The 22620-nt window shown below is 60.7% G+C and carries 21 protein-coding genes; 10 read left to right on the top strand and 11 right to left on the bottom strand.

The features are described 5' to 3' along the window. Window positions 1-40: 40 nt before the first annotated feature. From PMI26_RS09350 to PMI26_RS09360, 3 genes are all read right to left on the bottom strand, one after another. Complete coding sequence (locus PMI26_RS09350; RefSeq protein ID WP_007976726.1) at window positions 41-364, bottom strand: hypothetical protein; 324 nt, start codon at window positions 362-364, stop codon at window positions 41-43. After that, the gene (locus tag PMI26_RS09355) at window positions 361-1455 is read right to left on the bottom strand and encodes a serine hydrolase domain-containing protein (RefSeq protein WP_007976724.1); all 1095 of its coding nucleotides are present in this window, start codon (window positions 1453-1455) and stop codon (window positions 361-363) included. The genes PMI26_RS09350 and PMI26_RS09355 overlap by 4 nt, the downstream gene beginning before the upstream one ends. Before the next feature lie 179 nt (window positions 1456-1634). Next, the gene (locus PMI26_RS09360) at window positions 1635-2513 is read right to left on the bottom strand and encodes an acyl-CoA dehydrogenase family protein (protein ID WP_007976722.1); all 879 of its coding nucleotides are present in this window, start codon (window positions 2511-2513) and stop codon (window positions 1635-1637) included. A gap of 155 nt (window positions 2514-2668) precedes the next feature. Between PMI26_RS09360 and olsB the strand changes: the two genes are divergently transcribed. Continuing rightward, a complete protein-coding gene (gene olsB, locus PMI26_RS09365) occupies window positions 2669-3424 on the top strand; it encodes an L-ornithine N(alpha)-acyltransferase (RefSeq protein WP_007976720.1) in 756 nt (251 codons plus the stop codon). Continuing rightward, the gene (locus PMI26_RS09370) at window positions 3424-4215 is read left to right on the top strand and encodes a lysophospholipid acyltransferase family protein (protein WP_007976719.1); all 792 of its coding nucleotides are present in this window, start codon (window positions 3424-3426) and stop codon (window positions 4213-4215) included. Before olsB ends, PMI26_RS09370 begins: the two co-directional genes overlap by 1 nt. A gap of 123 nt (window positions 4216-4338) precedes the next feature. Here PMI26_RS09370 and PMI26_RS09375 read toward each other — a convergent pair whose 3' ends face one another. Then, window positions 4339-4917, bottom strand: coding sequence for an acyl carrier protein phosphodiesterase (locus PMI26_RS09375; RefSeq protein WP_007976717.1), 579 nt, complete (start codon window positions 4915-4917; stop codon window positions 4339-4341). Between the two features lie 170 nt (window positions 4918-5087). Here PMI26_RS09375 and PMI26_RS09380 point away from each other — a divergent pair, with 170 nt between their 5' ends. From PMI26_RS09380 to PMI26_RS09395, 4 genes are all read left to right on the top strand, one after another. After that, complete coding sequence (locus PMI26_RS09380; RefSeq protein WP_007976715.1) at window positions 5088-5390, top strand: ArsR/SmtB family transcription factor; 303 nt, start codon at window positions 5088-5090, stop codon at window positions 5388-5390. Window positions 5391-5426: 36 nt separating this feature from the next. Next, complete coding sequence (locus PMI26_RS09385; RefSeq protein WP_007976713.1) at window positions 5427-6593, top strand: MFS transporter; 1167 nt, start codon at window positions 5427-5429, stop codon at window positions 6591-6593. Window positions 6594-6623: 30 nt separating this feature from the next. Beyond that, complete coding sequence (locus PMI26_RS09390; protein WP_007976711.1) at window positions 6624-7673, top strand: alkene reductase; 1050 nt, start codon at window positions 6624-6626, stop codon at window positions 7671-7673. A 251-nt stretch (window positions 7674-7924) separates the two neighbouring features. Next, on the top strand, window positions 7925-8455 hold the full coding sequence (locus PMI26_RS09395; protein WP_007976709.1) for a hypothetical protein: 531 nt from the start codon (window positions 7925-7927) through the stop codon (window positions 8453-8455). 310 nt (window positions 8456-8765) lie between these two features. Here the strand turns inward: PMI26_RS09395 and emhR are convergent, their stop codons facing one another. Further along, window positions 8766-9398, bottom strand: a complete 633-nt coding sequence (gene emhR / locus PMI26_RS09400; protein WP_007976707.1) for an efflux system transcriptional repressor EmhR — start codon at window positions 9396-9398, stop codon at window positions 8766-8768. A gap of 277 nt (window positions 9399-9675) precedes the next feature. Here emhR and PMI26_RS09405 point away from each other — a divergent pair, with 277 nt between their 5' ends. The 4 genes from PMI26_RS09405 (at window position 9676) to PMI26_RS09420 (ending at window position 17141) form a co-directional block, all read left to right on the top strand. Further along, on the top strand, window positions 9676-10833 hold the full coding sequence (locus tag PMI26_RS09405) for an efflux RND transporter periplasmic adaptor subunit (protein ID WP_007976706.1): 1158 nt from the start codon (window positions 9676-9678) through the stop codon (window positions 10831-10833). A gap of 3 nt (window positions 10834-10836) precedes the next feature. Beyond that, a complete protein-coding gene (emhB, locus tag PMI26_RS09410) occupies window positions 10837-13998 on the top strand; it encodes an efflux RND transporter permease subunit EmhB (RefSeq protein WP_007976703.1) in 3162 nt (1053 codons plus the stop codon). Then, the gene (emhC, locus tag PMI26_RS09415) at window positions 13998-15458 is read left to right on the top strand and encodes an efflux RND transporter outer membrane subunit EmhC (protein WP_007976702.1); all 1461 of its coding nucleotides are present in this window, start codon (window positions 13998-14000) and stop codon (window positions 15456-15458) included. Before emhB ends, emhC begins: the two co-directional genes overlap by 1 nt. A 423-nt stretch (window positions 15459-15881) precedes the next feature. Then, window positions 15882-17141 (top strand): OprD family porin, encoded by a 1260-nt coding sequence (locus tag PMI26_RS09420; protein ID WP_007976700.1) that lies wholly within the window; start codon window positions 15882-15884, stop codon window positions 17139-17141. Window positions 17142-17264: 123 nt separating this feature from the next. On the opposite strand, the gene pcaC is transcribed toward PMI26_RS09420, so the two are convergent. The 6 genes from pcaC to pcaH form a co-directional block, all read right to left on the bottom strand. Beyond that, window positions 17265-17657 (bottom strand): 4-carboxymuconolactone decarboxylase, encoded by a 393-nt coding sequence (pcaC, locus tag PMI26_RS09425; RefSeq protein WP_007976697.1) that lies wholly within the window; start codon window positions 17655-17657, stop codon window positions 17265-17267. A gap of 10 nt (window positions 17658-17667) precedes the next feature. Then, window positions 17668-18459, bottom strand: coding sequence for a 3-oxoadipate enol-lactonase (pcaD, locus tag PMI26_RS09430; protein WP_007976694.1), 792 nt, complete (start codon window positions 18457-18459; stop codon window positions 17668-17670). A 12-nt stretch (window positions 18460-18471) separates the two neighbouring features. Continuing rightward, window positions 18472-19836 carry a 3-carboxy-cis,cis-muconate cycloisomerase gene (locus tag PMI26_RS09435; RefSeq protein WP_007976692.1) on the bottom strand — a complete coding sequence of 455 codons (1365 nt, stop codon included), beginning with the start codon at window positions 19834-19836 and terminating at the stop codon, window positions 18472-18474. 45 nt (window positions 19837-19881) lie between these two features. After that, complete coding sequence (locus tag PMI26_RS09440) at window positions 19882-21186, bottom strand: MFS family transporter (RefSeq protein ID WP_007976690.1); 1305 nt, start codon at window positions 21184-21186, stop codon at window positions 19882-19884. Between the two features lie 125 nt (window positions 21187-21311). Further along, a complete protein-coding gene (pcaG, locus tag PMI26_RS09445) occupies window positions 21312-21878 on the bottom strand; it encodes a protocatechuate 3,4-dioxygenase subunit alpha (RefSeq protein ID WP_007976688.1) in 567 nt (188 codons plus the stop codon). A 1-nt stretch (window position 21879) separates the two neighbouring features. Next, the gene (gene pcaH / locus PMI26_RS09450) at window positions 21880-22584 is read right to left on the bottom strand and encodes a protocatechuate 3,4-dioxygenase subunit beta (RefSeq protein ID WP_007976686.1); all 705 of its coding nucleotides are present in this window, start codon (window positions 22582-22584) and stop codon (window positions 21880-21882) included. Window positions 22585-22620: the final 36 nt, after the last annotated feature.

The raw sequence follows: 22620 nt of genomic DNA, 5'->3' as shown, positions 1-22620 counted from the left end.
CCATAGAAGCTCCCTCGCCACAAAAGCCCGGTCGCTCCACTCAAGGTTGCAAGCGACAACCCTGGCGCTCGCCGATCCACTCGGCGCCGTTGCTGCGGCCCATGCCGCTGACCGTTACACGCTTGCCGGCCGGGTCATCGGTAAAGCCGCTGGCGGGCAGCCACTGTTTCACATAACCGTGGCAGTACTCGGTGTCATTGTTCATCACGTAGCGGCACGAACAGTATTCCTTGGCGGTGTAGGCGCTGATGATGTCGGGGAACGCCCACAGCGCCACCCGCTCGTGCCAGATCCAGCCGAGCAAGGCGATCAGCGCAATCAGCAATAGCGAACTGACCGGTCGACGACGGATGAAACCGGTCATGGCTGCACCTTCCCGGCAAAGGCCTTGAGCGCGAGCCTGAGCAATTCGTTGTGCCGGTAACTGCCGTCGCGGTCATCGCCGTAGCGGACGATCACCAACCGTTCGCTGGGAACCACATACATCGCCTGCCCCCAATGCCCCAGTGCAGCGAAGGTATCGGCGGGGGCATCGGGCCAGGGTTGTGCCGCGCCCTCAACCGCTCGATTGAGCCACCACTGGCCGCCGGGGACGGCATCGTCTTCGTGGGCATGATAGTGAGCGAATGGCTCGCGGTTGAACGCCACCCAGTCCTTGGGCAGCAACTGTCTGTCTCCCCAGCGCCCCTCGCGGGCCATCAACAGACCGACCCGGGCCAGATCCCGTGCCGTCAGGTAGGCATAGGACGACGCGACGAACGTGCCGGTGGCATCGGTTTCCCAAACGGCGTGGCGAATGCCCAGCGGTTCGAACACTGCAGTCCATGGATAGTCGGGATAGCGTTCGGGGCCGACGATGGTTTTCAGCGCGGCGGACAACAGGTTGCTGTCGCCGCTGGAGTAGCGAAAGGCCTGACCCGGCGCGGCATACGCAGCATGCGCCGCAGTGAACGCGGCCATGTCGTGGTGCCCGCGGGTGTAGAGCATGGCCACCACCGAAGATTTCAGCGGGGCGTATTCGTAGTCTTCTTGCCAGTCCAGGCCTGAGGCCCAGTGCAGCAAGTCAGCCATGGTCATGTCGGGATGTTTTTGCAGGGGCGGATAAAACTTCGCCACCGGGTCGCTGAGTTTGAAAAAGCCTTCGCCATAGGCCACGCCGAGGACAGCGGCCATCAGGCTCTTGCTGATCGACCAGGTCAGGTGCGGCGTCTCGGCCGTCGTCACGCCGGCGTAGCGTTCGTAGATCAACTGGCCGTCGCGGATCACCAGCAAGGCATCGGTGCGAATGCCCTGGCGAGTGCTGTCATCGCGGGACGGGAAGGCGTAGGCCTCCAACGCTTGAAGCGCCGGGCCAGTCGGCGTCGGGGTGGTCGGCCATTGCTCGGCGGGCCAGTACTCGGCCTGGGCCGTGACGCAGAGCAACAGCAGGAAAATCAGGGACAAGCCTTTGGGCATGGCGGGGGCTCGGAGATTGAACCTGCTGAGCCTAGTCGAGGTTAATGACAGTTCTGAAATTTGTAGCGCCAATAAAGACGTCTTCGCTGGCAAGCCAGCTCCCACAGGGATCTCTGGCGCACACAAGATCATGCAAGACACAGAACTTGTGGGAGCTGGCTTGCCAGCGATGAGGCCCGTCAATGCACCGCCAACGCCTTGGCCAACCTCTTCCCCCGGGCCCCCGCCGCCAGATCCATCACCGCTTGATCGCGCTGCCACATCGCCGCCCACTCCGGGGGCCCACCGGCCATGGCCTCATTCACCTCAGTCTTGAGCGCGTCGAACTGCGCGAACAACCCGCCAAGCACCAGATGCCCGGCCAGACTGGTCGGTGGCTGGCGGCTGGTTTCCGCGCAACCTGCCAACAGCCCCAGCAGACGCAATTGCAAGGATTGCGGCCAGGCACAGTCCCGGCCGATCCCATACAGCCACGCCGTCATGGCGCTCAGAACATAGATGTCTTCCAGCGTGCGGAACGGTTTGACGTACGCATCCCAGCCGTCCCCCGCGAGCAATTCGCACAAGGCATTATCCAGAAACAGCCGGCCGTGGCTGATGTCCGGCATCAACGGAATTGACGCCAGTTTTTCCACCCGCACACCCGGCTCATCGCGATAGATCACCGCCAGGCTCAAGCGCGGGTCGGCGCCGGGCTCCTCGCTGCGTGCCGCCACCAGCAGCCAGTCGGCGGCATCGCCGGCGGTGACGAAATCCTTGCGTCCGCTCAGGCGCAACCCGCTCAGGCGGGTCTGCATGTCGGCCGGGCGCAGGCTGCGCTGTTCGGTGGCGCACAGCGCGCCGAGGCTCAGTGGCGCGCTCGGCCAGAGCATGCGCAATGCCGCCTGATACCCCACCAGAAACGCCAGCCCCGGCGTCGCCATCCGCCGCCCGCCCAGCACGGCCAATTCAAACGGCGTGACCGTGCCCAACTGCTGCAACAAAGTCGCGAAACCTTCGGCCAGGTCCGGGTTGGCGGGCAAGCGATCACGGCGATTCAACAGGGTTTGCCAGGGCATAAGAGGCTCCTCGTGGGCTGTCATATAAGCATCACCAAAGCTTAATGGCGATGACACCGGGGCTACATAGCCTGACTTTGCACAACACGGCTAGACAAAGAAAGTCGATTCGCTGTAGCCCAAAGACGGGTGAGCAGCCCGCACGGAGATTCGCCATGACTCAGATCGCCCGCATCAGCGACACCGCCAACGAACGCCGCCTGCAAGCCGAGCGCCTCGTGGGCGCCGAGGCGCTGCAGGAAGCCCAGGCCTTGCGTTTCAACGTGTTCAGCGGCGAATTCAACGCCAAGCTCAAGGGCGCTGAACTGGGTCTGGACATGGATGACTACGACGTCCACTGCGCCCACATCGGCGTGCGCGACTTGAACACCGGGCGCCTGGTGGCGACCACCCGCTTGCTCGACCACACGGCTGCCAGCAGCCTGGGCAAATTCTACAGCGAAGAAGAATTCAGCCTCCACGGCCTGGTGCACCTGCAAGGCCCGATCCTGGAAATCGGTCGCACCTGCGTCGACCCGGCCTACCGCAACGGCGGCACCATCGCCGTGCTCTGGGGCGAACTGGCCGAAGTCCTGAACCAGGGCGGCTACAGCTACCTGATGGGTTGCGCGAGCATTCCGATGCAGGATGGCGGCGTGCAGGCCCATGCGATCATGCAGCGTCTGCGCGAACGCTACCTGTGCACCGAACACCTGCGCGCCGAGCCGAAAAACCCGCTGCCAAGCCTGGACATCCCATCCAACGTGATTGCCGAAATGCCACCGCTGCTCAAGGCCTACATGCGCCTGGGCGCGAAGATCTGCGGCGAGCCATGCTGGGACGAAGACTTCCAGGTCGCCGACGTGTTCATCCTGCTCAAGCGCGACGAACTCTGCCCGCGCTACGCCAAACACTTCAAGGCGGCCGTGTAATGAGCCGGTTGCGGGTGTACGCGCGAATCGCGCGAGTGCTGATGGTGGTGACGCTGGGCCTGGGCATGGCCAGTGTGTTTGGCGTATTCGAACGCCTGGGCCTGGCCCATTCGATGGCGCGTCGTCAGCGCTGGTCGCGATTTTTCATGGCCCGCCTGGGCAACGCCCTGCCCTTTGACGTGACCGTCCACGGCGAACTGCCGAAGACACCGATGCTCTGGGTCAGCAACCATGTGTCCTGGACCGACATTCCGCTGCTGGGCATGCTCACGCCGTTGTCGTTCCTGTCCAAGGCCGAAGTGCGCACCTGGCCGGTGGCCGGCTGGTTGGCGGCCAAGGCCGGCAGCCTGTTCATCCGTCGCGGCTCGGGGGACAGCCAGTTGATCCGCAAGCAGATGACCCGCCATCTGGAACAGGCCTACCCACTGCTGATGTTCCCGGAAGGCACCACCACCGATGGCCGTTCGCTGCGCACCTTCCATGGTCGCCTGCTGTCCGCCGCCATCGACTCCGAAGTGGCGCTGCAGCCGGTAGCGATCCGTTATGTGCGTGACGGCGAGCCTTGCGCGCTGGCGCCATTCATTGGCGACGATGATCTGCTGTCGCACCTGATGCGTCTGTTCGCCAATGACCGTGGCGGCGTAGAGATTCATCTGCTCAAGCCAATCGCTTGTGAAGGTCGGGAGCGCGCAGCACTGGCGTTCGAGGCACAGCAGGCGGTGCAGAAGGCGTTGTTTGGAACTGTCGTTGAACCTCAGCGAGCACCGATGCGCCCTGCTATCGCGGCGTGACACGATCCTTGATTCACTGAAATACCCTGTGGGAGCGAGCTTGCTCGCGATAGCGGTGGGTCATTCAGCATCATCGTTGAATGTTGATCCGCAATCGCGGGCAAGCCCGCTCCCACAGTGGTTTTAGGGTGTTGGATAGTTCCGCGCAAAATCCTGCAACTGCGGATAGAACAACCGAAAGTCCTCGCTCAACGGTTCATACAACCGTCGCAACTCCTGCATCGCCGCCGCCAGTTCCTCCGGCCGGGTCAGGCGCCGCGAGATCCCGCGCAACACCTGCTCCAGCACTTCAAATTCCTGATACGAGCCCAACCAGTCATTGGCCACCATGTGCGGCGCAATCTTCGCCAGCCGCTCCGGCAGTTGCCGCTCGCTGGACAGCACGCGGTACACGTCCGAAGTGAACAGCTCCAGCGGCTGGTCGGCGTACAGCCTCCAGTCCCGGGCCAGGCAATGGTCGAAAAACACGTCGAGCACGATCCCCGCATAGCGACGACGGGTCAGGGAGAAACGCGACAACGCGACATCCACAAGAGGATGGCGATCGGTGAACACGTCGATGCTGCGGTGCAACTGGATAGCCCCTTCGATGTCCGGAGCGAACTGCCCTTGCAGCCGTCCCTTGACGAAATCGCCATACAGGCTGCCGAGCAATTGGCCGGGACGCTGGCCACCGAGGTGAAGATGTGCGAGATAGTTCATGGGCGCAGCTTAGCACTGCCCCCTTGTCTTGTTACACTCAACGTATCGTTATAACTCGATATACCGAAATGTGAGCTGGTCAGAGCCAAATCATATTTGTATATCGCGAAATACCGATTTAAAGTTCGCCTCATCGCGATATAGCGTTTTAAACATCACGAGCCCACATCATGACCATCAACCTCGACGAAATAATAAAAGCCCTGGCACACCCAGTACGGCGAGAAATCCTGCACTGGCTCAAGGACCCGACCGTCGAATTTCCCGACCAGTCCCACAGCAACGAGCACGGCGTTTGCGCCGGGCAGATCGATCAACGTTGCGGCCTGTCGCAGTCCACGGTGTCGGCACACCTGGCGACCCTGCAACGTGCCGGCCTGATCAGCAGCCGCAAAGTCGGCCAGTGGCATTTTTTCAAACGCAATGAGGAAACCATTCAGGAGTTCCTCCGCATCTTCAACAAAGAGCTCTGATCCTTAACGTCAGTCGGCTTAAAAAGGAATGACCCCATGCCCCTCTCGCTACTCATCCTGGCCTTGAGCGCCTTCGCCATCGGCACCACCGAGTTCGTCATCATGGGCCTGCTGCCCAACGTGGCGGCCGACCTCGGTGTGTCGATTCCCGGTGCCGGCTGGCTGGTGACCGGTTACGCCCTGGGCGTGGCCATCGGCGCGCCGTTCATGGCGCTGGCCACCGCCAGGCTGCCGCGCAAGGCCGCCCTGGTGGCGTTGATGGGCATCTTCATTATCGGCAACCTGCTCTGCGCAGTAGCGGGCGACTACAACGTGCTGATGTTTGCCCGTGTGGTCACCGCGCTGTGCCACGGTGCCTTCTTCGGCATCGGCTCGGTGGTGGCTGCCGGCCTGGTGCCTGCGAACAAACGTGCCTCGGCCGTAGCCCTGATGTTCACCGGCCTGACCCTGGCCAACGTCCTCGGCGTACCGCTGGGCACCGCCCTCGGTCAGGAAGCCGGCTGGCGTTCGACCTTCTGGGCCGTGACCGTGATCGGTGTGATTGCACTGATCGGTCTGATCCGCTTCCTGCCGGCCAAGCGCGATGAAGAAAAACTCGACATGCGCGCCGAACTGGCCGCACTCAAGGGCGCTGGCATCTGGCTGTCCCTGAGCATGACCGCGCTGTTCGCCGCCTCGGTGTTCACCCTGTTCACCTACGTCGCGCCGCTGCTGGGCGAAGTTACTGGCGTCTCGCCCCGTGGCGTGACCTGGACCCTGATGCTCATCGGCCTGGGCCTGACGGTAGGCAATATCATCGGCGGCAAGCTGGCCGACAAAGGCATGGCCGCGACCCTGATCGGTGTGTTCGTGACCATGGCCGTGGTGTCCACCGTGCTGACCTGGACCAGCGTCGCCCTGATCCCGACCGAAATCACCCTGTTCCTTTGGGCCACCGCGTGCTTCGCCGCCGTACCGGCGCTGCAAGTGAACGTGGTGACCTTCGGCAAAGCCGCACCGAACCTGGTGTCGACCCTGAACATCGGCGCTTTCAACATCGGCAACGCCCTGGGTGCCTGGGTCGGCGGCAGTGTGATCGCCCATGGCTTCGGCCTGACCAGCGTGCCGCTCGCCGCAGCCGTACTGGCGGTACTCGCCCTGCTGGTGACCCTGATTACTTTCCGCCAGAGCGGCAACCCCGACCTGGCACCTGCTACCCACTAATCACCTGAAACCTCACGAGGGTTGTACTTCATGACGACTATTTTCGATCCAATCAAACTGGGCGACCTCGAGTTGGCCAACCGCATCATCATGGCGCCCCTGACCCGCTGCCGCGCCGACGAAGGCCGCGTACCCAATGCGCTGATGGCCGAGTACTACGTGCAGCGTGCGTCCGCCGGGCTGATCCTCAGCGAGGCGACCTCGGTGACACCGATGGGCGTCGGCTACCCGGACACCCCGGGCATCTGGTCCAACGATCAGGTACGTGGCTGGTCCAACGTGACCAAGGCCATCCATGGCGCGGGCGGCAAGATCTTCCTGCAGTTGTGGCACGTGGGTCGCATTTCCCACGGTTTGTACCTGAACGATGAAGCCCCGGTCGCCCCGAGTGCCATCCAGCCCAAGGGCCACGTCAGCCTGGTTCGTCCGCTGGCCGACTTCCCGGTGCCGCGCGCCCTGGAAACCGCTGAAATCGCCGACATCGTCGACGCTTACCGCGTCGGCGCCGAGAACGCCAAGGCCGCCGGCTTCGACGGTGTGGAAATCCACGCTGCCAACGGATACCTGCTCGACCAATTCCTGCAAAGCAGCACCAACCAGCGAACCGACAACTATGGCGGCTCCCTGGAAAACCGTGCCCGCCTGCTGTTGGAAGTGACTGACGCCGCCATCGAAGTCTGGGGCGCCGGCCGTGTAGGTGTGCACCTGTCGCCACGCGCCGACTTGCATGACATGGGCGACGACAACCTGGCCGAAACCTTCACCTACGTCGCTCGCGAACTGGGCAAGCGTGGCATCGCCTTCATCTGCTCGCGCGAGAAAGAAGGCGCCGACAGCCTCGGCCCTCAACTCAAGGAAGCCTTCGGCGGCCCTTACATTGCCAACGAGCGTTTCACCAAGGACAGCGCTAATGCGTTGCTCGCCAGCGGCAAGGCCGATGCAGTTGCCTTCGGCGTAGCTTTCATTGCCAACCCTGACTTGCCGGCACGCTTGCAGGTCGACGCGCCGCTGAACGAAGCGCGCCCGGAGCTGTTCTATGCCAAGGGCCCGGTTGGTTACATCGACTATCCAACATTGTAAAACTGCGCAAACTCGAAAAGCCCGGCGTTTCGAACGCCGGGCTTTTTTCTTTAAATAAGCTAAAACCCGCTAACCAGACTTAAACTTCTGACAACTCACCTGCCATCCAAACCAGTATCACACCCACCTGCATACAAACTTACAACTACAACCCAGACAAACCAAAAAAACAACTTAATACTTCACAAAGCCTCGCCACAACATATCGAGCGCTATGGAAAGCCCTTCAAAAACTTTAAAGGATTAACAGTATGGACAACAACGGCCCGATACACGCGCCCCACATCATTGCACAAACAGAATATGAAGCTGGAGAATTCAGCTTTTCTGCCTCCGCCAGCAAATTCCCTGATAAGTACACCGTGATGACCATCAACATCGCCAACAACACTAATGGCCCGATCCGGCTCTTGAAAGCAGGCTGGGACTTGACCGGAACGTCGCTGTCAGATTTCGAAATCGAAAAGAACGATGAGGAAACTCTCGAACTTCCTTACTTCCGGGACTTCTCCAGTAATGGACTGTATTACAAAAAAAGGAATTTCCCTCCGATCTTGCAAGAGTTCTCGTACATTACCGAAGATGGATTAATTTGCACGTTAGCTATTCAGCTGACAGTTTCAGTGGGTTACGGCTTCCTGCATCCAACCCTGAATCCAATCTGGACAAAAAAAATAACGCGATCCGGCAACAGCAGCAGCCCATATAAGGTCACTGCCAACATCACGAACAAGGATGAAGAGGCACCCTTCAGTTTTAGCGTCGACCTGATAATCGGTTAATACTGATCAGACAAAAAATACGCCGATGAAAAAACGTATCAGACCAGCTTACTGATGTCTTTTTTCGCCACATTCCAGACCCCGACTCGCAAAGCCGGGGTTCTTTTTCACGAGCGGTGGTATCCGTTCTAAGTTCATGCCCCATGCAGGCCCGATACAAAATTCCTACAAATTATGTAGCTTGATAGCTGTCAACCTGACACGAGCCCATATATAAAAGCACCCCATTACAAAAAGGCGCAGGAAGCAAAATGATACTCGGGGGGGATTTCAACAGTTGACTTGCCGGGAGCCAGGTTTTCATTTTGTTTCATTTGCGCAGGCTGGGGCTCAAGCGCAGCATGTCCAGCCCGGTATCGACCCATCGTTCGGCTTCGGTGTGCAATTCAAAACTGTCGGGGGCCAGCAACCACTGGTACAGGACGCCGTCAATATAAGCATGCAGGCTGATCGCGGCGCGGGCGGTGTCGAGGTTTTCCGGCAACTGCCCTCGATTGACGGCATTGCTCAGGGCCAGACCGATTCGCACGTTGCATTCGAGGCTGGCTGACACACGCTGCTGGCGCAGGTCGCACATTTCATCGGTGAATTCGCACTTATGAAAAAGAATCTCATTGATGCGTCGGGTTTTCGGGTCCAGCGCAATTTGATGAAACAAATGAATCAACAGCTTGCGCATGCAGCCCAGGGGATCGAGTTCGTCTTCACTCTCGCTGGCCTTGGCCATTTCTTCCAGCGGCTCATGCAAGGTGTCGAGCATGGCCTGCACCAGGTCCGCCTTATTGCTGAAATGCCAGTAAATGGCCCCACGAGTGACGCCGGCCAGGGTGGCGATGTCCGCCAGGGTCGTACGCGCCACGCCTCGCTCGTAAAAGGCCTTTTCGGCCGCCACGAGAATTTGCGCGCGGGTTTCCTGAGCTTCCTCTTTGGTACGACGGACCATGGCAGTACAACCTCAATCAGGGTGCTTCAGCGATGTCTGAATATCAGCTGAATAAAAGTGGGGCGAACGTTCTGGGGGTTCGTCCCCGGCCTACAATTCCAACCTTTCAACAGCGTGTGTAACGGCTTCTGTAACGACGCGGATACGCAGCCCGGGTATTTACAAACAGCCATGTACGTAAGTATATTACTTAGCAAGCTACTTATCCACTCGGCAACCATATTTCAACCTTCCACCTTTCTAGTGCGCACGTTGCGCGCCTGACCCGAGGATTTTCATGCAATTCAAGCCAGCTGTTACCGCTCTGGTCGCCGCCGTCGCCCTGGCATCGCTGCTCAGCGGATGCAAAAAGGAAGAGGCAGCACCGGCCGCCCCACCCCCTCAGGTCGGCGTCGTGACTCTGCAACCGCAATCATTCACCCTGACCTCCGATCTGCCCGGCCGTACCAGTGCGTTCCGCATTGCCGAAGTCCGTCCTCAGGTCAACGGCATCATTCTCAAGCGCCTGTTCAAGGAAGGCAGCGACGTCAAGGCCGGCCAGCAGCTCTATCAGATCGATCCGTCGGTCTATGAAGCGACATTGAAAAGCGCCGAAGCCAACCTGCGCTCGACCAAATCGATTTCCGACCGCTACAAGCAACTGGTCGACGAGCAGGCTGTAAGCCGTCAGGAATACGACACCGCCGTGGCCAACCGCCTGCAATCGGAAGCCGCACTGCAAACCGCACAGATCAACGTGCGCTACACCAAGGTCTATGCCCCGCTGACCGGCCGCATCGGCCGCTCCTCGGTGACCGAAGGCGCGCTGGTCAGCAATGCCCAGGTCGATGCGATGGCGGTGATTCAGCAAATCGACCCGATCTACGTCGACGTGACGCAGTCCTCGGTCGAGCTGCTGCAACTGCGCCGCGAACTGGAAAGCGGCCGCCTGCAAAAAGCCGGCGACAACGCGGCCTCGGTCAAGCTGACCCTGGAAGACGGCAGCGAGTACAAGCTGGACGGCAAGCTGGAATTCTCCGAAATCTCGGTTGACCAGACCACCGGTTCCGTCACCCTGCGCGCCATTTTCCCGAACCCTGACCACACCCTTCTGCCTGGCATGTTCGTGCACGCCAAGTTGCTGGCCGGTGTGAACAGCGCGGCGATCCTGGCCCCGCAGCAAGGCGTGACCCGCGACCTCAAGGGCACCCCGACCGCTCTGGTTGTCGGCCCGGACAACAAGGTCGAACTGCGTCAACTCAAGGCCAACCGCACCGTCGGCAACCAGTGGCTGATCGAAGACGGCCTGAAGGCCGGCGATCGCCTGATCACCGAAGGTCTGCAATTCGTCAAACCCGGCATCGAAGTCAAGGCCAGTGAAGCGACCAACGTAGCCGTAAAGAGCCCGGCCCCCGCTCAGACAGCTGATAAAGCCTCTGGCGGAAAAGGGGAGTAAACCATGTCGAGATTTTTTATCGACCGTCCGATTTTCGCCTGGGTAATTGCCCTGGTGATCATGTTGGTCGGGGCACTATCGATCCTGCGGTTACCGATCAACCAGTACCCGAGCATTGCGCCTCCGGCGATCGCCATTTCCGTGACTTACCCGGGTGCTTCGGCACAAACGGTACAGGACACCGTGGTTCAGGTGATCGAGCAACAGCTCAACGGTATCGACAACCTGCGTTATGTCTCGTCGGAAAGTAACTCCGACGGCACCATGACCATTACCGCGACCTTCGAGCAAGGCACCAACTCCGACACCGCACAGGTTCAGGTGCAGAACAAGCTGAACCTGGCCACCCCGCTGCTGCCGCAGGAAGTGCAACAGCAAGGTATCCGCGTCACCAAGGCGGTGAAGAACTTCCTGCTGGTGATCGGCGTGGTGTCGCGTGACGGCAGCATGACCAAGGACGACTTGTCCAACTACATCGTGTCGAACATGCAAGACCCGATCTCGCGGACCGCAGGTGTCGGCGACTTCCAGGTGTTCGGTTCGCAGTACGCCATGCGTATCTGGCTCGACCCGGCCAAGTTGAACAACTACAACCTGACCCCGATCGACGTCAAGACCGCCATCGCGGCGCAAAACGTCCAGGTCTCGTCCGGCCAGCTCGGCGGCCTGCCTGCCCTGCCCGGCACCCAACTGAACGCGACGATCATCGGCAAGACCCGCCTGCAGACCGCGGAGCAATTCGACAAGATCCTGCTCAAGGTCAACAAGGACGGCTCCCAGGTCCGCCTCAAAGATGTTGCCGAAGTCGGCCTGGGTGGCGAGAACTACAGCATCAACGCCCAGTTCAACGGCGCCCCGGCTTCCGGCCTGGCGGTGAAACTGGCCACCGGTGCCAACGCGCTCGATACCGCCAAGGCCCTGCGCACGACCATCGACAGCCTCAAGCCGTTCTTCCCGCAAGGGATGGAAGTGGTGTTCCCGTACGACACCACGCCGGTGGTGACCGAATCGATCAAAGGTGTGGTTCACACCCTGGTCGAAGCGATCGCGCTGGTGTTCCTGGTGATGTTCCTGTTCCTGCAAAACTTCCGCGCCACCGTGATCACCACGATGACCGTGCCGGTGGTATTGCTTGGTACATTCGGGATCCTCGCGGCCGCCGGTTTCAGCATCAACACCCTGACCATGTTCGGTATGGTGCTGGCCATCGGCTTGCTGGTGGACGACGCCATCGTCGTGGTGGAAAACGTCGAACGGGTGATGAGCGAAGAAGGCCTGTCACCGAAGGAAGCCACCAAGAAATCCATGGGCCAGATCCAGGGTGCACTGGTCGGTATCGCCCTGGTGTTGTCGGCGGTTCTGCTGCCAATGGCGTTCTTCAGCGGTTCCACCGGTGTGATCTACAAGCAGTTCTCGATCACCATCGTCTCGGCCATGGCCCTGTCGGTACTGGTTGCGTTGATCTTCACCCCGGCGCTCTGCGCCACCATGCTCAAGCCGATTCCGAAAGGCGAGCACGGCGTACCCAAGCGTGGTTTCTTTGGCTGGTTCAACCGCAATTTCGACCGCGGCGTTCGCGGCTACGAACGTGGTGTGGGCAATATCCTGCAGCGCAAGATCCCGTATCTGCTGGCGTATCTGCTGATCGTGGTGGGCATGATCTGGCTGTTCACCCGCATTCCGACGGCGTTCCTGCCGGAAGAAGACCAGGGTGTACTGTTCGCCCAGGTGCAAACCCCGGCCGGCTCCACAGCCCAGCGTACCCAGGTGGTCGTGGATGAAATGCGTGAATTCCTGCTGCGCCCGGGCAAGGATGGCGGCGAAGGCGATGCGGTGAACTCGGTGTTTACCGTGACCGGTTTCAACTTCGCCGGTCGTGGCCAGAGTTCGGGCATGGCGTTCATCATGCTGCGTCCGTGGGACGAACGTAACGCCGACAACAACGTGTTCAAGGTGGCGGCCCGTGCCCAGCAGCACTTCTTCACCTTCCGCGATGCCATGGTGTTCGCCTTTGCACCACCGGCGGTACTGGAGTTGGGTAACGCCACCGGTTTCGACGTGTTCCTGCAGGACCGCGCCGGTATCGGCCACGAAAAACTGATGGAAGCGCGCAACCAGTTCCTTGGCATGGCCGCACAAAGCAAGATCCTGTCTCAGGTGCGTCCGAACGGCCTGAACGACGAACCGCAATACCAACTGGAAATCGATGACGAGAAGGCCAGTGCCCTGGGCATTACCATCGCCGACATCAACAACACCCTGTCGATTGCCCTGGGCAGTAGCTACGTCAACGACTTCATCGACCGTGGTCGGGTGAAGAAGGTTTACGTGCAAGGCCAGCCAGGCTCTCGAATGGGCCCTGAAGACTTGCAGAAGTGGTACGTGCGCAACGCCCAGGGAACCATGGTGCCGTTCTCGGCATTCGCCAAAGGCGAGTGGATCTACGGTTCGCCGAAACTGGCCCGTTACAACGGCGTGGAAGCGATGGAAATCCTCGGCGCCCCGGCACCGGGTTACTCCACCGGTGAAGCCATGCTCGAAGTCGAAGCCATTGCCAGGAAATTGCCGGCCGGTGTCGGTATTTCCTGGACCGGCCTGTCGTACGAGGAACGTCTGTCCGGCTCGCAAGCGCCGGCGCTGTACGCCCTGTCGCTGCTGATGGTGTTCCTGTGCCTGGCGGCGCTGTATGAAAGCTGGTCGATTCCGATCGCGGTGATGTTGGTGGTACCGCTGGGGATCATCGGTGCACTGATGGCCACCAGCCTGCGCGGTTTGTCCAACGACGTGTATTTCCAGGTAGGCCTGTTGACGACTATCGGCCTGGCGGCGAAAAACGCCATTCTGATTGTCGAATTTGCAAAGGAACTGCACGAACAGGGGCGTAGCCTGCGCGACGCGGCAATCGAAGCCTGCCGCATGCGTCTGCGACCGATCATCATGACCTCCCTCGCCTTCGTTCTGGGTGTGGTACCACTGGCGATATCCACGGGCGCAGGTTCGGGTAGCCAGCATGCAATCGGTACCGGCGTGATCGGCGGTATGATCACGGCCACTGTGCTGGCGATCTTCTGGGTCCCGCTGTTCTTCGTCACCGTGTCGTCCATTGGCCAGCGCAAGATTGCCGACCCGGATGACGCTACTGAAACTCCTAAAGAGGCTGGCTAATGAGCAAGTCGCTACTCTCCCTGGCAGTCGCCGCCTTCGTGCTCGGTGGCTGCTCGCTGATACCTGATTATCAGCAGCCCGAAGCACCGGTGGCGGGGCAATACCCGCAAGGCCCGGCGTATTCGCCGGCCCAGGCACCGGCGCAAGCGGCAGCCGAGCAGGGCTGGAAGCAGTTTTTCCACGACCCGGCGCTGCAACAGCTGATCCAGGTCGCCCTGGAAAACAACCGTGACCTGCGTGTCGCGGCCCTGAACATCGACGCCTTTGCGGCTCAATACCGCATCTCCCGCGCCGACCTGTTCCCGGCCGTTTCGGCCAACGGCACCGGCAGCCGTCAGCGCCTTCCGGCTAACGCGTCGCAGACCGGCGAAGCCGGCATCACCAGTTCCTACTCGGCAACGATTGGCGTCAACGCCTACGAACTCGACCTGTTCGGCCGGGTTCGCAGCCTGAACGAGGAAGCGTTGCAGAAGTACTTCGCCACCGAAGAAGGCCGACGCAGCACGCAGCTCAGCCTGGTGGCCAGCGTCGCCAACGCCTACCTGACCTGGCAGGCCGACAAGGAACTGCTGAAGGTCACCCAGGACACCCTCGCCGCGTTCGAGGAGAGCTACAAGCTCACCGCGCGCAGCAACGAAGTGGGGGTCGCCTCGGCCCTGGACCTGGCGCAGTCGCGGACCTCGGTGGAAAACGCCCGTGCGCAACTGGCCCGTTACACCCGCCAGGTCGCCCAGGATGAAAACAGCCTGGTACTGCTGTTGGGTACCGGCGTCCCGGCCAACCTGCCAGCGGCCAAACCATTGAACGACGATCTGTTGGCCGAAGTACCGGCCGGCCTGCCGTCGGACTTGCTGCAACGTCGTCCGGACATCCTCCAGGCCGAGCACAACCTCAAGGCGGCCAACGCCAACATCGGCGCGGCACGGGCAGCGTTCTTCCCGAGCATCAGCCTGACCGCCAACGCCGGGACCCTGAGCCCGGACCTGTCCGGCCTGTTCAAGGGCGGTTCGGGTACCTGGCTGTTCCAGCCGCAGATCAACCTGCCGATCTTCAACGCCGGCGCCCTGAGCGCCAGCCTGGATTACTCGAAGATCCAGAAAGACATCGGTGTGGCGAACTACGAGAAGTCCATTCAAACAGCCTTCCAGGAAGTCGCCGACGGTCTGGCCGCACGCGGGACCTACACCGATCAGGTACAGGCACAGCGTAATCTGGTCAGCGCCAACCAGGACTACTACCGCCTGGCCGAGCGTCGTTATCGCATCGGTGTCGACAGCAACCTGACGTTCCTCGATGCCCAGCGTCAGCTGTTCAACTCCGAACAGAATCTGATTACCGATCGCCTGGCGCAGCTGATCAGTCAGGTCAACCTGTACAAGGCACTGGGTGGTGGCTGGAACGAACAGACGGCGAAGAACGAGCCGTTGAAGGAAGAAGCGCCGAAGATGAAGTATTTCTGATAGCGCTGTGAAAACACGAAGCCCACCGATTGGTGGGCTTTTTGTTGGCTGCGGGAAAAGTGTGTCGTCAGGCATGGCCTCTTCGTCGGAACGCCGCCCGGAGCAAGCCCGCTCCCACAAGGATCACCAATACCTTGTGGGAGCGGGCTTGCTCGCGAAGAGGCCGGTCCATAATCCACATAAATTTGGGTCAAGGTTATGTTCGATAATCGCCCAGAACCCGCTTTTTACGATTGAACCATCCAGTACATTCCACGCACCATCCGAACCACAAAACCAATAACAACAGGTTCGACACCATGCCCCCGCGCCCTGCCCTCCCCGGCTGATCCGCTTCCTTTGTGCTGATTTTGACTGTTCGTCTGCAACCCCCGGGTTGCGGCATCACCCCGTTTCATCCAAGAATTAGAGAGACCCGAGCTCATGACGCCTTCTCCCGCGCCGTACTTCGTTCCCAGCCTGATCGCCATTGCCCTGGCCTGCGCGGCCCTGCCCGCCAGCGCCGAGGAGTCGGGCTTTGTCGAGGGCGCCAAGGTCAACCTGAACCTGCGCAACTTCTACATCAATCGCAACTTCACCAACCCGACCAAGGCCCAGGGCAAGGCTGAGGAGTGGACGCAAAGTTTCATCCTCGATGCCAAGTCCGGGTTCACCCAGGGCACCGTAGGTTTCGGCATGGATGTGCTGGGCTTGTACTCGGTAAAACTCGATGGCGGTAAAGGTACCGGCGGTACGCAACTGCTGCCGCTGGACCATGACGGCCGCCCTGCAGACAACTTCGGCCGCACCAACGTGGCCTTCAAGGCGAAGCTGTCCCAGACAGAAGTGAAGGTTGGCGAATGGATGCCGGTGCTGCCGATCCTGCGTTCGGACGATGGTCGTTCGCTGCCGCAAACCTTCCGTGGCGGTCAGATCACCTCGAAAGAAATCAACGGACTAACGTTGTACGGCGGCCAGTTCCGCGCCAACAGCCCGCGCGACGACAGCAGCATGAGCGACATGTCGATGACCGGCAAAGCCGCCTTCACCTCTGATCGATTCAACTTCGAGGGCGGCGAGTACGTGTTCAATGACAAGCGCACCCAGATTGGTCTGTGGAACGCCGAGCTCAAGGACATCTACAGCCAGCAGTTCGTCAACCTGATCCACAGCCAACCGCTTGGCGACTGGACCCTGGGCGCCAACCTGGGTTTCTTCTACGGCAAGGATGACGGCAGCGCCCGGGCCGGCGAGCTGGACAACAAAACCCTGTACGGTTTGTTCTCGGCCAAATACGGCGGCCACACCTTCTACGTCGGCCTGCAGAAACTCACCGGCGACAGCGCCTGGATGCGGGTCAACGGCACCAGCGGCGGCACCCTGGCCAACGACAGTTACAACTCCAGCTACGATAATGCCCGGGAGAAATCCTGGCAGGTGCGCCACGACTACAACTTCGTCGCCCTCGGCATTCCTGGCCTGACCCTGATGAACCGCTATATCAGCGGCGACAATGTGCACACCGGCAGCATCACCGACGGCAAGGAATGGGGGCGTGAATCGGAACTGGGCTACACCGTGCAGAGTGGCGTGCTGAAAGACCTGAACCTGAAATGGCGCAACTCGACCATGCGCCGGGATTACAGCAATAACGAGTTCGATGAGAACCGGTTGATCATCAGCTATCCGATCAGCTTGCTGTAAACACAAAACAAATGTGGGAGCGAGCTTGCTCGCGATGGCGGTGTATCAGGCGACATCAATAGTGAATGTGCCGACGCCATCGCGAGCAAGCTCGCTCCCACAGGTTGTTCACCGTTTTACCGCTTACTCCCGCGACTCGACCCCCAACTCATCCCACACCGACTCGGCCAGGTGGAAGGTCGCATTGGCCGCCGGAATGCCGCAGTAGATGGCGCTCTGCATGATCACTTCCTTGATCTCGCCACGGCTCACGCCGTTGTTGGCGGCGGCGCGCAGGTGCAGTTTGAGTTCGCCCTCGCGGTTCATGCCGATCAGCATGGCGATGGTGATCAGGCTGCGGGTATGACGCGGCAGGCCCGGACGGGTCCAGATGTCGCCCCAGGCGTGGCGGGTAATCATCTCCTGAAACTCCGAGTTGAACTCGGTCAGGGTCGTCAGGCTGCGGTCGACATGCGCGTCTCCAAGGACCGCGCGACGGACCTTCATACCCTCGTCATAACGTTGTTTTTCGTCCACGAAATTCCCCTCAATCAGCCGACAGAAACGCCAGCACGCGCTCGCTGAACGCTTCGCCTGCCTGGACGTTGGACAAATGCGCGGCGTAGAACTCGGCGTACTCGGCCCCGCGCACATGCTCCTGAATGAAATGCCCACCGGATGGCGGCGTCACCGCATCTTCGGTCCCGGCAATCACCAGCAACGGCGTCTTGATCGAGGACAACCGCTCGCGGAAATCGGCATCACGCACCGCCGCGCAATTGGCCGCATAGCCTTCGGGTGAAGTGGCCGCGAGCATGTCGGTAATCTGCTTGGCCGCCGCCGGGTTGGCGGCAGAGAAGTCCGGAGTGAACCAGCGGGCAATCGAGGCATCGCGCAAGGCAACCATGGCCGCCTGACCATCACGCTGGACCATTTCGATACGCGGGTTCCACACTGACGGATCGCCGATTTTCGCCGCGGTGTTGCACACGATCAGCTTGTTCAGGCGCTCGCCGGCATTGATCCCCAGCCACTGGCCAATCAGCCCGCCCATGGACAAGCCGCAGAAATGCGCGCGCTCGATGTGCAAGGCATCCAGCAAGGCGAGCACGTCGCGGCCCAGTTGCTCGATGCTGTAAGGTCCCGGGGTCACCAATGACTGGCCATGACCGCGAGTGTCAAAACGCAACACGCGAAAATGCTCGGAGAACGCCGGGATTTGCGCGTCCCACATGTGCAGGTCGGTGCCCAAGGAGTTGGACAGCACCAGCACCGGCGCATCGACCGGTCCATCCAGTTGATAATGCAGTTCGCCCTCGGCGAGTTGTACAAAAGCCACAGCAATTCTCCTTCAGGCAGTCAATGCAGAATGTTCGGCCACCGCCCGCTCGACCCAGGTTTGGGCCTGGCCGAGGTAATGGGCAGGGTCCAGCAGATGATCGAGTTCAGCCGCCGACAGTTCGGCGGTCACTTGCGGTTCGTCGCCGAGCACCGCACGCAGGTGACGTTGTTCGGCCACCGCGCGTTTGCAGCAGCGTTCGAGCAGATGGTGTGCGGTATCGCGGCCAACCCGTTGGGCGAGGACGATACTCACCGCTTCGGCGAGCACCAGGCCCTGGGTCAGATCGAGGTTGTGCGCCATGCGCCCGGCATCCACTTCCAGTCCCCGGGCGATCAGCAACGCTTGCTGCAGGCTGCCCGACACCAGGCAGCAAATCTCCGGCAGGGTTTCCCACTCGGCATGCCACAGGCCAAGACTGCGCTCGTGTTCCTGGGGCATGGCGCTGAACAGTGTCGAGAGCAAACCGGGTACACGCGTCGCCGCGCCGATCAACACCGCCGCGCCCACCGGATTGCGCTTGTGCGGCATGGTCGAGGAGCCGCCCTTGCCCGGCGCCGAAGGTTCGAACACTTCGGCGGCTTCGGTTTGCATCAGCAGGCTGACGTCGCGACCCAGCTTGCCGAGACTGCCGGCGATCAACCCGAGCACCGCGCCGAACTCCACCACCCGATCACGCTGGGTGTGCCACGGTTGCTCGGGCAAGGTCAGTTGCAGCTCTTCGGCCAGCGCCTGGGCAATCGGCATGGCCTGCTCGCCAAGTGCCGCGAGGGTGCCGGACGCACCGCCGAATTGCAGCACCAGCAGACGCGATTTCAATTCGGCCAGGCGCTGGCGACTGCGAGTCACGGCGCCCAGCCAACCGGCGATTTTCATGCCGAGGGTCACCGGCGTCGCATGCTGCAACCAGGTGCGCCCGGCCAATGGCGTAGCCACATATCGTTCGGCCTGCGTCGCAAGGATTTGCCCCAGTTGCGCCAGATCGTTCTCGATCAGCTCCAGCGCACGACGCAATTGCAGCACCAGGCCGCTGTCCATCACATCCTGGCTGGTCGCACCCAGATGTACGTAACGCTCGGCCTCGGCATTCTGCGCAGCGATCTGCTTGCCCAGCGCCTTGACCAACGGAATCGCCGAGTTACCCGCCGTGGCAATCGCCTCGCCCAACGCCGCAAAGTCGTAAAGCCCGGCGCTGCAAGCCGCTTGAATCGGCGCGACAGCACTCGCCGGAATCAACCCGACCCGCGCTTCGGCCCGGGCCAATGCCGCTTCGAAATCGAGCATGGCCTGGACCCGGCCCTGATCGCAGAACACGTCACGCATATCGCGGGCAGTGAAATAGGCATCGAACAATTGATTGCCCGGTCGCTGGTTCATAAACAGTTCCTGAAGGCGCGGGCCTTTGCGGCCCGCGCGAGAAGATCAAAGATCGTGATGCAGATACTTCGCCTGTTTCGGCAGACGCAGGCTGAACAGGAAGGCTATCGCCATCATCACCGTTACATACCAGTAGAAGGAGTTTTCCATGCCCACGGCCTTGAGGCTCAAGGCCACATATTCCGCCGAACCACCGAAGATCGCATTCGCCACCGCATACGCCAGGCCGACACCCAATGCACGCACCTCCGGCGGAAACATCTCGGCTTTCACCAGGCCACTGATCGAGGTGTAGAAACTGACGATTGCCAGGGCGACGGTAATCAGCACAAAGGCCAGGAACGGACTGCTGACACTTTTCAGGCTCAACAGGATCGGCACCGTGCACAGCGTACCGAGGGCGCCGAACCAGAGCATCGAATTACGCCGGCCGATCTTGTCGGCGAGCATGCCGAAAACCGGTTGCATGCACATGTAGAGGAACAGCGCGCCGGTCATGATATAGCTGGCGGTCTTGGCCGGCATGCCGGCGGTGTTCACCAGGTACTTCTGCATGTACGTGGTGAAGGTGTAGAAAATCAGCGAGCCACCGGCGGTGTAGCCGAGTACGGTGATGAACGCGGCCTTATGGTCACGAAACAGCGCGCCGATGCTGCCGGCGTCCTTGTTTTCGCGCATTTCCTTGCTGGAGGTTTCTTTCAGCGAACGACGCAGATACAGCGAAACCAGCGCCGCCATGGCACCAACCACGAAGGGAATCCGCCAACCGTAGGCACGCAACTCCTCTTCACTGAGGAACTGTTGCAGGATCACTACCACCAATACCGCCAGCAGTTGCCCGCCAATCAGTGTCACGTACTGGAACGATGCGAAGAAACCGCGCTGCCCCTTGAGGGCGACTTCACTCATGTAGGTGGCGGTGGTGCCGTACTCGCCACCTACCGACAGGCCCTGGAGCAAACGCGCAAACAGCAACAGGATTGGCGCCCAGATCCCGATGCTGCTGTAGGTCGGCAGGCAGGCGATAAGCAACGAGCCGAAACACATCATCAGAATCGAGATCAACATCGAATTCTTGCGCCCGTGCTTGTCTGCCAACCGACCGAAAATCCAGCCACCGATCGGTCGCATCAGGAACCCGGCGGCAAACACGCCCGCGGTATTGACCAACTGCACTGTGGGGTTGTCGGAGGGGAAAAAGGCCGGCGCGAAATAAAGCGCACTGAAGGCGTAGACGTAAAAGTCGAACCATTCGACCAGGTTGCCGGACGAGGCACCGACGATGGCGAAGATCCGCTTGCTGCGCTCCTCACCGGTGTATAGCGGTTGTGTAGCGGTGGTCGTTGTCATTGTTTTCTACTCAATGGGGACAGTGAGAGTCTAGACATACTTTGCAACAGTCCCGTTCCACACAAAAGATCGCAGCCGGCGGCAGCTCCTACAAAGGCATGGGCTGCGATCTTTTGATCTGGGTCTTAATAATCGAAGAACACCGTCTCCGCATCAGTGCCTTGCAGAATCACATTCCACTGATAAACACCCGACGCATCCTTCCTGGCCAGCAAGGTACCGCGACGCTCGGCCGGCACGCATTCCAGCAACGGATCGTTGACGTTGGCGGCTTCGCCATCAAAGTAAATCCGCGTCAGCAAGTGCTTCACCAGGCCACGGGCAAACACCAGTACCACCAGGTGCGGTGCCTGAGTCGTGCCTTTGAGTCCCTCGACCGTTCCCGGCTTGATGGTCGTGAAACGAAAACGCCCTTCGGCATCCACCGGCACCCGGCCAAAGCCTTCGAAATTCGGGTCCAGGGGTTTTTCCTGGTCGTCCTCCGGATGGTCATACTTGCCCGCGGCATTGGCCTGCCAGACTTCCAGCATCGCGTCGTTGACGATGTCGCCATTGCCGTCGAGCACTTGCCCGGTGATCGCCACGCGCTCGCCCAGGGTTTGTTCGACGGTCAGGTCTTCGCGGTTCAGCCAGGTCAGGCCGATGTGGTAGTACGGCCCGACGGTGTGGGACGTGGTCGCAGTCAGCGTCATCTTATTTCTCCATCGGCGTGGCGTCGCGGCCGCGCAAAACGATGTCCCAGCGATAACCGAGGGCATAGGACGGGATGGTTTTTTCCAGGTCGAACGAGGCGATCAAGCGCTCTTTGGCGCGGGTATCGGGCACGCAGTTGTAGATCGGGTCGTACGCCAGCAGCGGGTCGCCCGGGAAATACATTTGCGTCACCAAGCGCGTCAGGATGCTCGGCCCGAACAGCGAGAAATGGATGTGCGCCGGGCGCCAGGCGTTGTGGTGGTTACCCCACGGATACGCACCGGGCTTGATGGTCTGGAACTGGTACCAACCATCGGCGTCGGTCACGGTACGGCCGGTACCGGTGAAGTTCGGGTCCAGCGGCGCGTCGTGCAGGTCACGGGCATGGGCGTAGCGACCGGCGGCGTTGGCCTGCCAGATCTCCACCAGAATCCCCGGCACCGGCAGACCGTTTTCATCCAGTACACGGCCGTGAATGATGATGCGCTCACCCTGTGGCTGACCTTCGTGCTGAGCGGTGAGGTCATTGTCCTTCTCGTTGACGCGCTCGGCGCCGACGGTTGGCCCGGTGATTTCCGACAACGAATGGGGCAGAAACACCAACGGCTTGGACGGCGAGCGCAGGTTGGTGGATTGATAGGTCGGATGCAGGTACTCCGGTTGAGTACCCTCCTGCGGGCGACGGTAACCAGGCTTGTCAGTCATTACTCTTTCCTCAGTTCTTGTTAGCCGACAGGGAGT

Origin of the sequence: Pseudomonas sp. GM33, assembly GCF_000282295.1 — a bacterium.
GTDB classification, from domain to species: Bacteria; Pseudomonadota; Gammaproteobacteria; order Pseudomonadales; family Pseudomonadaceae; genus Aquipseudomonas; species Aquipseudomonas laurylsulfatiphila.
Note: the sequence above shows the minus strand (reverse complement) of the source record. Positions and strands in the feature narration are given on the sequence as shown.